Here is a 14,044-nt window from a genome sequence, read left to right on the forward strand (position 1 = left end):
TCAACGACTCCCTTTCACCACATTGGTGGCAACACTAAATAGACGCGAGTTGAGGCGCAGGCCGTGCTGCTCGGCCGCCTCGACGGATACTTCAAACCTGACCCGGTTGTCGACAGTCTGGAAATTGATGATGCTGCCCTGGTCCAGTCCGCCCTCGAAGGAGCTCACGGTCAGGATGGGCCGTCCCTTCGCCATGCGCAGCCACTGCGCCAGGCGGGCACGCTCGCCGTCGCCGATGAACAGCACGTGAAGACCACCCAGCGGGTCGCCCGGGAATACGCGCTTGACGATCACGCCGCGGTTGTTGACGCTGCGTCCGGCGGCAATGCGCGCCAGTTCGTCGGCGACGGCATCATCGCCGGCAATGCCGATGACATACGGGGCATCCGCCTGCGCAAGCGTGGCCGCAGGCCATTCCACATAGTTGAGGAACCTGTGCAGGTAGGCGGCCTGTACCCGCTCGGCGCTGGCGACGATGGCGGCGGCGGACGCAGCCGGCACGGCCAGGGGCAAGCCCGCGCCGGCAAGGAAAAGAGCGGTCAGGGCGGCGCCGATGCATCGGCGGCGGCCGTGAGGCGAGCTGGTCGTGTGCATATCGGAAAGCATGTGCGCTGCTCGCAAGGCTTACAGGTTCCAGACCAGCCGCAGCAGGACGGCGCGCTCGTATTCGCTGCGTCCCGGCGCCGCGCCGAACTCCGCGTGCCGCGGATCGCCCAGGTTTTGCCCGATCAGCGACAGCTCGAGGCCTTCACGGATACGCCAGCCATAGCGCAGGTCGATCGCCGTATAGGACGGCACGCTCGGCCTGGCCAGGCCGCCGACCCGGCGCAGCGTGAAGTCGAGTTCTTGGCCGGCCGCGAGATCGTGGGACGAGCGCAGCATCCAGTAATGGCTCGGATCGCTCGTGGCCAGGCCGGTTGCCCCGGTCGCATCCTGGCTGGATGGCTGCGTTGTCGTGTCGACACTCTGCACGACGCCGCCTGCGGACATGCGCCAGGTCTTGCCCGCCTGCCAGCTGGCCCAGGTTTCGATGCCGCGCGTGCGTCCCTCGGCAAAGTTGCGGAATACCGAGCCCGCGCCCTTGCGGTTCGGCTCGAGGGTGCGCAGCCTGTCGTAGCGGCCGTAGAAGGCCGTGGCCGAATACGATAGCGTCGGCGTGGGCTGCGCCCGGTAGCCGAGTTCGAACACGTTCGCCACTTCCGATTCGAAGTCCGGGCCGCCGGCGATGGCGTATTGCGGGATACCGTTCACGATGCGGGGCGTGGTCGGGCTGTACAGGTCGCGGTCGATTCGGGAGGGGGCGCGTACCGAGCGTGACAGCGAACCCCAGACCATCGTCGAGGCATGCGGATTCCATGCCAGGCGCAGCGTCGGCAATACTTCCACGCCGGTGTAATTGTTGTGTTCGAGTTTCAGGCCCGCGCTCAGGCGCAGGTCCTCGCGCAGCGTGATCTCGTCTTGTGCGAACAGGTTGGCCCAGCGCAGGTCCTTGGTCCCGGGCAGGAAGCCGAACGCGGCGCCGTTGCGCACGCGGTCGTGTCCCCAGCGATAGCCGCCGCCCCAGACCAGGTGATGCCGGTCGCCCAGGGTGACCGCGTGCTGCAGTTGCAGGTCGAGCGTATCGAGGTGCTCGACGAAGGCGAGCGGCTGGTCACGTTCGGTGTGGTCCCAGTACAGCTGCGCGGTGGCCGTCGATCCATCGCTGAAGCGACGGCTCGTGCGCCCGAGAAGGTTGGCGCCGCGCACCTGGATGTCCGCGGTGCCGGCCTGGTGCAAGCTGCCGTCGTAGACGTCGCCCTGCAGCGTGAGCTCGCTGCCGACATCGCCCCAGTCGGCACGGAAGCCGGCCTGCTGGCGCCGCCAGCCGGTGAGCACGGTGGCGCCGGCCGCGGTACGGGTATCGTCGTTGTCGGCGTGCTTGCCATACACCCGGTAATGTCCGCCGTTGGCCAGGGTGCCGCCGTAGCGGACCGCGCCGTTCTTCTGGTCCCGGCCTGCGACGGCGCTGACCAGGGTGCCCTGGGTCGCGGCGGCCGATTTCGTGATGATGTTGATGATGCCGTTGACCGCATTCGCGCCCCACAGCGTGCCCCCCGGCCCGCTGATCACCTCGATGCGCTCGATATCTTCCAGCACGACGTCCTGCACGTCCCAGAACACGCCGGAGAACAGCGGCGAATAAACGGTGCGGCCGTCGATCAGGACCAGCAGCTTGTTTTCGAAAGGACTATTGAAGCCGCGCGCCGTCACGGCGTAGTTGCGCGCATCGACCCGCGCCACCTGCAGGTTGGGCGCCAGGCGCAAGGCTTCCGGCAGGGTGGTGGCGCCGGCGCGGCGGATCTCGCTGCCGTTGATGACGAAGATCGAGGACGCGGCGCCGGACAGCGACTCCGGACGCTTGGACACCGAGGTGACCTGGATGTTCGCGAGCTCTTCCAGGCTCAGGTCGCCTATATCCTGCGGGGCGGCGGCGAGCACGTCTGCACGGCCTTCCACCGCCGTCAGCATCAGGGCGAGGGCGCAAACAAGCGGACGAAGCCGCGGCATGCCGCGCGCGGAAGTAAGCAAGGGAGGGATCATTCGTACCATGGAGAAAGCAAGGTCTTGACGGAATTGTCAGGAAACAAATTTTGTAAACATCGCGATTCTACTTGAGTACGTTGCACTGCGTTAATTTCTATTGAGCGCGTGGGAGCAGGATGCTTAAGGGGGGGTACCACGGGTGGGGAACTCGGTAAAGGTGTGCTTGTCTCCGCCCGCCGCGGTCTCTGGACGGTGCCGGAGCCAGACAAGCGTAAGTTGCTTTAGTTTTTGAAGTTAATGCGCCTTAAGAGCTTGGAGGAGCAAGAGTGAAATTATAAAAATTGTATTAAAAGCAAGGCATTTCCTTCCGCGCACTGCCGGCTTTGTGCTGCAGTGGCGCTGTCTCTGGGGTAGCGTCGGCTACTATTTCTGGAACAACGAGTTAGGCAGTGCGCGCGGCATCACGGGCGGGGCAGGCAGCGCGCCAACATGCCGGTGGTACGGCGGACTTTTACTTCAAATACGAAGCTGCGCCATGGAGTGTGGCCGAAGGAGTCCGAAGCACCTTCTAGCGTTTATGGTGCTACGCGGCTACTTGCGCTGCCAAAATCTTAACCCGACAGCAGGGCAAACCAAAGGCTTCCGCAGAGAAACTGCTTTGTTTTGGTTGTGCCAATTTCGAAGGATCTTGATTTAGAAGACGTGTCTAAAGCGGCCCTGAACCATGCTAAAACTTTGTGCGTAAGTGGAAAAAAATTTGTAGATTGATGTAGAGTAATAACATCGATAACGTTAAAGACGGAGCAAAACATGCTTGACTATGCCCAGTACATGAGGGACGTGACAGAAGATGTTGAGGGCGTCCTCAATGACGCTGGCTGCCAACCCATCATTTTCGTTGGATCTGGATTTTCGCAGCGGTATGCTGGTGGTCCGACGTGGGATAACCTCTTACGGCAACTTGCCGAGGCATACCCGGTGGTAGACAAGAACTATGGGTATTACAAGCAAAAGTTTGCTGATTTAACTGAGATAGGTGGAGTATTTGCTGACGCTTATAGAGAATGGGCGTGGGGTGCGGGGCGCGATCAGTTCCCGCCTGGGTACTTCAGCGAACAAATACCGGGCGATATTTTTATTAAGCACAAGGTTGCCGAATTGCTTTCTAAAATTCGCCCGGATGCGAATGGCTCGTTTGGCAGCAAGTCGCTAGATGAAGAAATTGCTGCGCTAAAAGCTATGAATCCGCACGCAATCGTAACTACAAATTACGATGAGCTGATCGAATCCATCTTTCCAGAATATAGTCGAGTAATTGGGCAAACAATTCTCCGTCAACCTTACCTGTCAGTAGGAGAAGTATTCAAGATTCATGGATGCGTATCTGACCCGGCTTCATTAGTGCTGACCAAGCGTGACTACGAGGCATTTGATACTGACAAGAAATATTTAAGCGCAAAGTTGCTAACCTATTTTGCAGAGCATCCACTTTTATTTGTAGGTTATAGTGCAACTGACTCGAATATTCGTAGCGTTCTCTATGATGTCGATCGCATGATTCGAGCCGATTTTCAGCTAATCCCGAATATTTTTGTATTGGAGTACGCTCCTGACGTATCTATGAAATCATATCCGCCACGGGATAGGGTACTCTCAGTCGGTGATGGTCGTGAGATTAGAATTAAGAGTATCTCAGCATCTTCTTTCAAGTGGGTTTTTGAGGCATTTGGCAATGGTGGTGCACTTGAAAAGGTAAATATGAAGCTGTTGCGTGCTCTCATGGCTCGAACAGTTGATCTTGTTAGAAAAGATGTGCCAACAAGACGAGTGGAAGTAGACTTTCAAATGCTTGATCGAAAACTGTCGGAAGGCGGAAGTATTGCCACACTGTTGGGAGTTGCTTCGTTGGACCATCCATCAAAAGTAAATGTATCTTTCCCCTATACTCCTACTGATGTGGCGAACGAAATCGGCGTTAAGTCGCCATATTACGTGAACAAACTTATTGATCAGGTGACGGAAAAATTTGGTTTTGACATGAAAGAATCTGATAATGCATACCACATTACAATGATTGCAGGAAAGAAAACCCGTATGCACAAGTATTCATCAGCGGCGATAGACTTGCTTCGGAAGGTGTTGGCGGGCGAAACGTACGAGTTGCAGGCAGAGTATCGCGAACAGTCCATGTAGGCGCATGTGCCGTTTCGTCTTGCGAAATGGCTGCTTTGATTTACGAGAAGCAGACCCAGAAACGAGTGAAACTGCGCATTTCTGACCGTGCTAGTAGCTCTGCATGTACAATTTGAAGGATTAACAAAATCGCAAAGACGCCAACGTATTGCTAGTTGAACACCCAGGTTGCACGCGCCTCTACAGACTGTTACCACTTGCCTTCACTCAATATCAGTTTTGGCGAAACTGCTCGATCCTCGCTTTCCTCTGCCACGGAGGTCGGCAAGCGCGTAGTCGTAGATTCCAAAGACATCGGGCAGCGGCTTTCGGTTTACTTGCCCTCCATGCGAACTGAGGTTTTAAATCATCCTGAGCGCCGTAAGCGTGGGCACATGTTCGGACTCAGTCTTTTCGAATGGCGATATTCGCGTATTCAGATCAGGTCGCGTCGCGTCGGTTTTCCTTTTGTGTCGATGCCGCTTCTTGAAATCATGAATCAATTTAGCAAGAATTCGACGCTGATGCAGGGTGACTGGCGTTCGCTCTTAAATCGGGATAAATTGAATGTTTTATCTCGCCGAAAGGCGCTGTAAGCACCTTTGATGGCGTGTCTCTGGATTAAATTCGCGGACGCGCGTCATTGACCCTGATGAGCAACCACGCACCAGCGTTGCGTAATAAAATTCATTCAAAGCTTGGCAATGACACGAAACTACTTCCGTGTTCGTGTTCAGAATCGTCCGAAGGTTGTTGATACAAGGTGATACGTGGACAAGAAAAACTTAGAGCAGATGTTAGCAACCGCTCATGCGTTACTGCTGGCTGACGCGATGCACGAGGGCGCGAAGATTGTGCGTGAATATTCTGCGCGTGCGGAACAGACTGGGTATGACAATTGGAACGGCGGAACAGAATTTTGGGATGTGTACTTTGACCTGCCTGTCGCTGAATTTTCACGTCTTGGAGCGCGCCGCGCTGGACTTGAGGACCAGATTACAGAGAAATTTAGAATTGTCTTGGAGCACGATACTCTTCGCTCTTATGCGGCAAAGCTTATACCTGCAAAAGTTACTAATCAGGATTGGCGCGTCCAGGAATTTTCGCTGCCGCGTCAAGCCCGCGTAAATATCCTTGACGGCCTGCGCCTCGAGAACGTTGCTTGGAGCGGCCTGCTCGATGACGTTGATTTTTTGAGCCGGCTATATGATTTACAAACACTGCCGTCGGGGGATAGCAGATTCAAGGACGCGGCGGGTGATATTTGGCAGCACTGCATCAACAATGATGATTGGGAGCAAGACTGGCTATATACCGACGAGAGGTTCCAGCTCATGGACGGCCCAGCCGATGTGTTCCTTCGGTTCCTTTGCGAAGTTGTTCACCCTGTTGTTCGACCCGACCAGGAGCAAACGAGAAGACTGGTATCACAGTTTAACGACCAGCTACGTCAGTGTGGCTGGGAACTTTTTGAGGAGGAAAGAATTGCTGGAAGACTGCGGTACTGGTACCGACGTATGGTCCGAACCTCGGATCGCTCTGTATCGCGAGGTAGGACTGTGGCCGACGCATTAGATGCCGGTTGGATGGCTATGGAGATTGAACGTTTGGAGAACGCGGTTGAGCGTGACCCGCCGTTGGCCATCGGTACAGCGAAGGAAATGGTAGAGACTTGTTGCAAGACGATTCTTACCAAGCGCAATGTCCCGTTTACTAAATCGGAAGACCTTGGAGAACTCACGAAAAAGTTAACAAAAGAACTTGAATTAGTTCCTGAGGGAATTACCGATCAGACAAAGGGCGCAGATAATATCCGTCTTATACTGCGCAACCTGACGCAGCTGACGAACAATCTTGCCCAGCTACGCGGGCTCTACGGGACCGGGCATGGCCGCGATGGAAAGCATCGCGGCCTTCAGTCGAGGCATGCACGACTGGCTGTCGCCTCAGCGGTTGCATTTGTGGACTTCGTTGTCGCAACGTATCACCAACGAGAACATCGCAATAGTGATGCGCCTGCTGATTGAATGCATAGGCAACAGTGTGCTCTTATCACGGCTCAGTGCACGGCTAATGTCTCCCTAACCGCAATTATAGGTGGATAGCGACATTTTCTAGGAAATATTTTTACAACGTCTTCCATCGTTCGTTCAGCCACAGCAGGTGTTCAAAGCTGTGCTCGCCACCGATGCCATTCTCTTTGTTTCTAACGAATTCGATATAAAGGCTTGCCTTTGAGCACATGTTGGTAATCATGCTGCGCATGATTTTTTTTAACATCGATTCATCAAGATCGCCGTGACGAAGACCAACTGCTATGAACTCGAAATAGTTTAATACCATATTGATATCATGCATCATTTCAGCGTTTTCGGGATTTGCGAACACTTCTCGAGGAATTGGTCCCGGGACACAGCCGATCGAAAAATGTTTGAGATTTACTCGCTTGCTGATTTCGGCGTATGGACTTGATAGTCGCGATTGAATATAAATGCTGACAGTGTGTTGTTTGATTGAATTTCGCATGGTCACAAACGACGAGCACACCCAACCTGCAATACCCGCAACCACTCCAATTAAGAATAGCCAATTCTGAGTATTTAAAGTTGGTGCACTAATGCCAAAGATGATCCAATGGTTAAGCTGCCAAACGACAAATAGAAGAAAAATCGTAAGAACGAATGAAAAAAAAGTCAATAAAACTTTTGCGGGTTGTGCTACGCGAAATTTTTTCTTATTCACGTTTGATTGCATTTTTGTACCTATTCCTATTCATATTCAATTGTAAGCGAAGAATCTGTCTCAGATTATCGCTCGAACGCCAACTTTTGGCCATCTGCAGGCCATCAAAAAGCCCCTGTATTGCCTCTCGCGGTACGGACTCTTGTCATAGACGTTGTGGCTTGTAGGCTGTGATCGTCAAAGTAACGACAACTACCTTTAGCTGGAGCTATGTTTGCGGGAAGTTTGAATCTGCGCAAATTATCTAGATAAATTTGCAAGTTGAGGGTACGGGGCATCAAAGTGGAGCAGGATGCAATTGTCAAAATTGCATTATGAAAACCACAATCCTCTCCCCTAATTTTGGTGTACTGCTGCTAGCCCTGTGCTGCAGCAGCGCGTTCGCGGCCCCGGCCGAGCACAAGGAATTCGACGCCACCTTGCACGCGCCCTTCCAGGGCAAGCAGGATGCGCGCCGGACCTTCAGCCTGAACTTCAGCTACCCCGGCCTGGAACGGCCCGGCACCGTCTACTGGAAGCTGGAGCTGCTCGACCCGCAAGGGCGCGTCGTCCAGCGCTGGCGCGGCAGCAAGGCCATTGCGGGCCAGGACGTGGCCGTGCAAGTGGCCTGGGACGGCCGCCTCAAGGGCAGGGCGGCGCCGGCCGGGCTGTATCGGGTGCGCATGCGCGCCATCCTGCGCGGCGTGCCGGACGGCGACGGCCAGGACGACGACCACGCCGTCGAGCAGGACTGGCAGATCGCCGTCGGGGCGCCGCCCGCGCCGCGCATGCCGCGCTTCGCGCCGCTGCCGGGCATGCGCGAGCTGGACGCCAATGGGGCGACTGCCGGCATGGCGCCGGCCACGGCCTCGCTGCCCTACACGGTGTATCTCGGTAACCTGCACAGCCAGAGCAAGCACAGCGACGGCGGCGGCGCCCTCGACGACTGCAAGGGCGCGCAGGAGCCGGGCAAGGGCAGGTACGGTCCGGAAGCCGCCTTTGCCTATGCGCGCGGGCGCGGCCTGGACATCCTGGCCGTCTCGGAGCACAACCACATGTATGACGGCTCGGACGCCACCGACGCCGATGCCGACCCGGCCACCGCCCGGGACCTGTACCAGGCCGGCCTGGCCAGCGCGGCGGCCTTCAACGCCACCAAGCCGGGCTTCCTGGCGCTGTACGGCATGGAGTGGGGCGTCATCAACAACGGTGGCCACATCAACATCTTCAACAGCGACGCGCTGCTGGGCTGGGAGACCAATGCCCTCGGCGAGCTGCTGGCCGATACCCGCACCCCGCGCAGCGACTACGCCGCGCTCTACACCCTGATGCGCGCGCGCGGCTGGGTGGGGCAGTTCAACCATCCGGCGCACAGCGGGCAGTTCAAGGTGAACGGCGTGCCGCTCGCTTACCACCCGGATGGCGACGAGGCCATGGTGCTGTGCGAGGTGATGAACAGCACCGCCTTCTCCACCAACGATACCGAGACCGAGCGCCGGCGCAGCAACTTCGAGCAGGCCTGCAACCGCCTGCTGGAAGCCGGCTACCACCTGGCCTTCAGCACCAACCAGGACAACCACTGCGCCAACTGGGGCGCGTCGTATACCAACCGCACCGGCGTGCTGCTGCCCAACGGTACCGCGCTCACCCGCGACAGCTTCGTCGCCGCGCTCCAGGCGCGCCGCGTGTTCGCCACCATGGACAAGGGCTCGCAGCTGGTCTTCACCGCCAACGGCAAGCTGATGGGCGAGCGCTTTACCAACCGCGGCCCACTCACGCTGCGCACGCACTTCGCCTCCAGCGCCGGCAAGAAAGTGGCGGCGGTGTCGATCATGGAGGGCGTGCCGGGGCGGAACGGCACCGTGACGGAGGCGTCGAACCTGGCCGAGACCAGCTTCACGCCGGCGCCGGGCCGGCATTTCTATTATGCGAAAGTCACGCAGGACGATGGCAAGGTGCTGTGGTCGGCGCCGGTGTGGGTGGCGCAGGAATAATTGCGGGTACCAGGCCGGGCGCCGGCAAAGTTTACGAAGAATTTACGCTGCCGCCGTCGTCTCGGCATAGAGAGTTTACGCGTTCCGGTTCGATACTTGAGCCGTGGCAATTCAGCCATTTACGCGGACAATTCTCATGTATATCAAGAACAAGAGCAGGCTTGCTGCTGCCCTGTCGCTGGCCATTATCCTGCCGGCCGCCGCCCCTTCTGCCCACGCGCAGGTTTCCGGCAGCGCCAGCCTCACCTCCGACTACGTCTGGCGCGGCAGCTCGCAAACGCTGGAAGATCCCGCCGTCCAGGCCGGTTTCAGGTACGCGCACGCCTCAGGCTGGTATGCCTCCGTGTGGGGCTCGTCCGTCGAGTTCGCTCCGGCCTTGCAGGCCAGCAGCGAGTTCGACCTGGCATTCGGCTGGGCCGGAAAGATTGCGCCGGACTGGGCGCTCGACCTGTATCTGCTGCGCTACCAGTATCCCTCCACGAACGCCGACCTGAACTGGAACGAACTCAACGCAACCCTCACCTGGCGCGACAACACCTGGCTGGCGCTGGGCCATTCGACCAATGCGATGGCCAGCGGCGCGCGCGGCACCTATGTTCTGGCGGGTGTGCGCGTCCCCATGCACGAGCGCGTGCGGGTCGAGGGGACGCTGGCCCGCTATGTGCTGGACCAGTCCTACGCCGACAGCTACAGCCACGCCAACCTGAGCGCCATCTGGGCCTTCCAGGCGCCGTTCGAAGCCCGCCTGACCCTGCATGCGACCGATTCCGCCGCCAGGCGCCTGTTCCCCGGCATGGGCGGGTCGCGTGCCGAGTTTGCACTGCAAGCTTCCTTTTGAGCGTGCCCGACAGCCTGACCAAGGATCCATGGAGCATTCCACATGATTGAATTCTTTCTCGTTTTTGCACTCGCGCTGCTGCTGGGCTGGCCGCTCGGCCGCTACCTGGCGGCCGTCATGCGCGGCGCGCCCATGGCCGGCGACGGCCTGTTCCGCTGGATCGAAGGGCCGATCTACGCACTGATCGGCACCCGTCCGGAGCAGGGGATGGGCTGGCGCGGCTATGCCGGCGCCTTCCTGCTGAGCAATGCCGTGCTGGCGGTCATCGTCTGGGGCATCCTGATGACCCAGGCCTGGCTGCCGCTCAACCCCAACGGTGCTCCCAATATGCGTTGGGACCTGGCGCTGCACACGATGGTGTCCTTCCTGACCAACACCAACCAGCAGCACTACTCGGGCCAGGCCCAGTTGTCCTACCTGGCGCACGCGGTGGCCATCGTCGGACTGCAGGTCGTCACGCCCATGATGGGCCTGGCGGTCCTTGCCGCCACCCTGCGCGGCCTGTTCGGCGGCCGCAACGAACCGGCGGCCGGCGCGCCACGCCGGGCCGAGCCCGACATCGGCAACTACTGGGCCGACGTGCTGCGCCCCACCGTGCGTTTCATGCTGCCGCTGTGCCTGGTCTGGTCGGTGCTGTTGACCAGCCAGGGAGTTCCGGCCACGCTGGACGGCGGGCCGGTGCTGGCGCCGCTCGATGCGTCGGCCGGGATGAAAGAGCAGAAGATCCCCCTGGGCCCGGTCGCGCCGATGGTCGCGATCAAGCAGCTCGGCACCAACGGCGGCGGCTGGTATGGCCCCAACAGCGCGGTGCCGCTGGAGAATCCGACACCGTTTTCGAATCTGCTGGAAACGCTGGCGCTGGTGCTGGTGCCGGTCGCGGTGGCGTTCATGGTTGGTCCCTTTACTGGGCGCCGCAAGTTCGCCGGCCTGGTGGTCGGCACGATGCTGCTGATGTCGCTCGTCTCGGCCGGCTGCTCGGTATGGTCGGAAGCCTATTCGGGCAGTGCGGGCGATATCGCGCTGATGGAAGGCAAGGAAACCCGCCTGGGCGTGGCGCCGTCGGCCCTGTGGGCGGCACTGACGACCCAGACCTCGAACGGTTCGGTCAACGCCATGCACGACTCGCTGGCACCGCTCACCGGCCTGGTCCCGATCAGCAACATGCTGATCAACGCGATCTGGGGCGGCATCGGTTGCGGTCTGCAGCAATACCTCGCCTACCTGCTGCTGGCGGTGTTCATCGCCGGGCTGATGACCGGCCGCACGCCGGAACTGTTCGGCCGCAAGATCGAGGCGCCCGAGGTCAAGCTGCTGGGCGTGCTGGTGCTGCTGCAGCCGCTGGTGCTGCTGGGCCTGACGGCGCTCACGCTGGCCGTGCCTTCCCTGACCGGCAACTCGAATCCGGCCTTCCACGGCATCAGCCAGGTGTTCTACGAGTATGTCTCGGCATTTGCCAACAACGGCTCCGGTTTCGAAGGACTGGGCGATGCGACCGTCTGGTGGAACCTCAGCTGCAGCGTCGTGCTGGCCGCCGGCCGCTACCCGGCCCTGATCATCCCGCTGGCGATCGCCGGCATGCTCGCGGCCAAGCGCCAGGCACCGGAAACCGCAGGCAGCCTGCAGGTGGAAACGCCGACCTTCGGCCTGACCCTGATCGCGATCATCGTCATCCTCACGCTGCTGCAGTTCATGCCGGTACTGGTGCTCGGCCCGGTCGCCGACCACCTCGCGCTGATCAATCCTTAAGGAATCAACATGGATGCACCACACATTTCGCGGACCCGCCCCACCGCCGCAATGGGCAAGGGCGGCGCCGCCTGGGCGCTGGCCGAGGCCTTCGTCAAGCTCGCGCCGCAGCACATCATCAAGAACCCGGTCATGGCCGTGGTCTGGGGCGGCACCGTCCTCACCGCCGTGGCCACGCTGGCCGGGGTGGCCACGCCCGGTTTCGGCTGGAGCGTCACCGTGGTCCTGTTCCTCACGGTCCTGTTCGGTAATTTCGCCGAAGCCGTGGCCGAAGCGCGCGGTCGCGGCCAGGCCGCCTCCTTGCGGCGGGCGCGCCAGGACCTGAGCGCGCGCCGGCTCGACGGCAGTGGGGCGGAACAGCTTGTGCCGGCCGCCGCGCTGCGCCCGGGCGACACCGTCGTGGTCGAGGCAGGCCAACTGGTCCCGGCCGACGGCGAAATCGTCGAGGGCCTGGCCACCATCAACGAGGCCGCGGTGACCGGCGAATCGGCGCCGGTGCTGCGCGAAGCCGGCACCGACCGCTCGGGCGTGATCGGCGGCACCAAGGTACTGTCGGACCGCATCGTGGTCCGCGTGACGGCCGAGGCCGGCAACAGCTTCCTCGACCGCATGATCGCCCTGGTCGAAGGCTCGAGCCGCCAGAAGACGCCGAACGAGGTCGCGCTCGGCCTGCTGCTGGCCGTCATGACCCTGAGCTTCGTCATCGTCGTGGCGACGCTGCCCTTCATCGGCGCCTTCGTCGGCGTGCAAATCAATGTCGTGCTGCTGGTCGCGCTGCTGGTGTGCCTGATTCCGACCACCATCGGCGGCCTGCTGCCGGCCATCGGCATCGCCGGCATGAGCCGCGCGCTGCAGGCCAATGTGCTGGCCAAGTCGGGCAAGGCGGTCGAGGTCGCGGGCGACATCGACGTGCTGCTGCTCGACAAGACCGGTACCATCACCCACGGCGACCGCCAGGCCACCGACTTCGTGGCGCTGGCCGGCATCACCGCGGCCCAGTTGCACGACGCCGCCATGCTGGCCTCGCTGGCCGACCCGACGCCGGAGGGCAAATCCATCGTCAAGCTGGCCCGGGAGCGCGGCAGCCAGCCGGTGGAGCCGAGCGGCGCGCAATTCGTCGCGTTCAGCGCCCAGACCCGCATGTCCGGCGTGGACCTGCGCGACGGCCGCGTGATCCGCAAGGGCGCGCTGGATGCCATCGTCGAGCACGTCCGACAACTCGGCGGCCAGGTGCCGGCCGAACTGTCGGCGCGCGTCGACAGGGTCGCGCGTTCCGGCGCCACCCCGCTGGTGGTGGCCGAGGGACGCCAGGTCCTGGGCGTGGTCCAGCTGTCGGACGTGGTCAAGCATGGCATCAAGGAGCGCTTCGCGCGCCTGCGCGAGATGGGCGTGCGCACCGTGATGATCACCGGGGATAACAAGCTGACCGCCGCCGCGATCGCGGCCGAAGCCGGCGTCGACGACTACGTCGCGCAAGCGCGCCCTGAGGACAAGCTGGCGCGGATTCGCGCCGAGCAGGCCCAGGGACGCCTGGTGGCGATGGTCGGCGATGGCACCAACGACGCGCCGGCGCTGGCCCAGGCCGACGTCGGCCTGGCGATGAATTCCGGCACCCAGGCCGCCAAGGAGGCCGGCAACATGGTCGACCTCGACTCGGACCCGACCAAGCTGCTGGCGGTGGTGGAAATCGGCAAGCAGCAGCTGATCACGCGCGGTGCGCTGACCACCTTCTCGCTGGCCAATGACGTCTCGAAGTATTTCGCGATCTTGCCGGCCCTGTTCGCCAGCGCATTGCCGCAGATGGGGGCGCTGAACGTGATGCAGCTCGCCAGCCCCGCCAGCGCGGTGCTGTCGGCCCTGGTTTTCAACGCCGTCATCATCCCGCTTCTGATCCCGCTGGCGCTGCGCGGTGTGCGCTTCAAGCCGGCCGGTGCGACCGAACTGCTGCGCAACAACATGCTGGTGTACGGCGCCGGCGGCATCGTCCTGCCCTTCTTCGCGATCAAGCTGATCGACATGGTCCTGGCGGCCCTGTTCACACTCTGAGGAG

10 protein-coding genes are annotated in these 14,044 nt (G+C 60.5%); 7 read left to right on the top strand and 3 right to left on the bottom strand.

Going from position 1 to position 14,044, the window contains the following annotated elements:
* Both IM543_02770 and IM543_02775 read right to left on the bottom strand, forming a co-directional pair.
* Positions 1–606 (bottom strand): YfiR family protein, encoded by a 606-nt coding sequence (locus IM543_02770; GenBank protein ID QOY94843.1) that lies wholly within the window; start codon positions 604–606, stop codon positions 1–3.
* A gap of 18 nt (positions 607–624) precedes the next feature.
* Positions 625–2,508 (bottom strand): TonB-dependent receptor, encoded by a 1,884-nt coding sequence (locus IM543_02775; GenBank protein ID QOY96497.1) that lies wholly within the window; start codon positions 2,506–2,508, stop codon positions 625–627.
* An 846-nt stretch (positions 2,509–3,354) separates the two neighbouring features.
* Here IM543_02775 and IM543_02780 point away from each other — a divergent pair.
* The 3 genes from IM543_02780 (at position 3,355) to IM543_02790 (ending at position 6,722) form a co-directional block, all read left to right on the top strand.
* On the top strand, positions 3,355–4,716 hold the full coding sequence (locus tag IM543_02780) for an SIR2 family protein (GenBank protein ID QOY96498.1): 1,362 nt from the start codon (positions 3,355–3,357) through the stop codon (positions 4,714–4,716).
* 155 nt (positions 4,717–4,871) lie between these two features.
* Positions 4,872–5,291, top strand: coding sequence for a hypothetical protein (locus tag IM543_02785; GenBank protein ID QOY94844.1), 420 nt, complete (start codon positions 4,872–4,874; stop codon positions 5,289–5,291).
* A 198-nt stretch (positions 5,292–5,489) separates the two neighbouring features.
* Positions 5,490–6,722 (top strand): abortive infection family protein, encoded by a 1,233-nt coding sequence (locus IM543_02790; protein QOY96499.1) that lies wholly within the window; start codon positions 5,490–5,492, stop codon positions 6,720–6,722.
* A 100-nt stretch (positions 6,723–6,822) separates the two neighbouring features.
* Here the strand turns inward: IM543_02790 and IM543_02795 are convergent, their stop codons facing one another.
* Positions 6,823–7,437 carry a DUF4760 domain-containing protein gene (locus tag IM543_02795; protein QOY94845.1) on the bottom strand — a complete coding sequence of 205 codons (615 nt, stop codon included), beginning with the start codon at positions 7,435–7,437 and terminating at the stop codon, positions 6,823–6,825.
* Positions 7,438–7,751: 314 nt separating this feature from the next.
* Between IM543_02795 and IM543_02800 the strand changes: the two genes are divergently transcribed.
* The 4 genes from IM543_02800 (at position 7,752) to kdpB (ending at position 14,040) form a co-directional block, all read left to right on the top strand.
* Positions 7,752–9,410, top strand: a complete 1,659-nt coding sequence (locus IM543_02800) for a CehA/McbA family metallohydrolase (GenBank protein QOY94846.1) — start codon at positions 7,752–7,754, stop codon at positions 9,408–9,410.
* Positions 9,411–9,546: 136 nt separating this feature from the next.
* The gene (locus IM543_02805) at positions 9,547–10,248 is read left to right on the top strand and encodes a hypothetical protein (protein QOY94847.1); all 702 of its coding nucleotides are present in this window, start codon (positions 9,547–9,549) and stop codon (positions 10,246–10,248) included.
* A gap of 42 nt (positions 10,249–10,290) precedes the next feature.
* Positions 10,291–11,994, top strand: a complete 1,704-nt coding sequence (gene kdpA / locus IM543_02810; GenBank protein ID QOY94848.1) for a potassium-transporting ATPase subunit KdpA — start codon at positions 10,291–10,293, stop codon at positions 11,992–11,994.
* A gap of 9 nt (positions 11,995–12,003) precedes the next feature.
* The gene (gene kdpB / locus IM543_02815) at positions 12,004–14,040 is read left to right on the top strand and encodes a potassium-transporting ATPase subunit KdpB (protein QOY94849.1); all 2,037 of its coding nucleotides are present in this window, start codon (positions 12,004–12,006) and stop codon (positions 14,038–14,040) included.
* Positions 14,041–14,044 lie beyond the last annotated feature (4 nt).

The sequence above is a fragment of the Massilia sp. UMI-21 genome (genome assembly GCA_015277795.1).
In the GTDB taxonomy this organism is placed as follows: domain Bacteria; phylum Pseudomonadota; class Gammaproteobacteria; order Burkholderiales; family Burkholderiaceae_D; genus Telluria.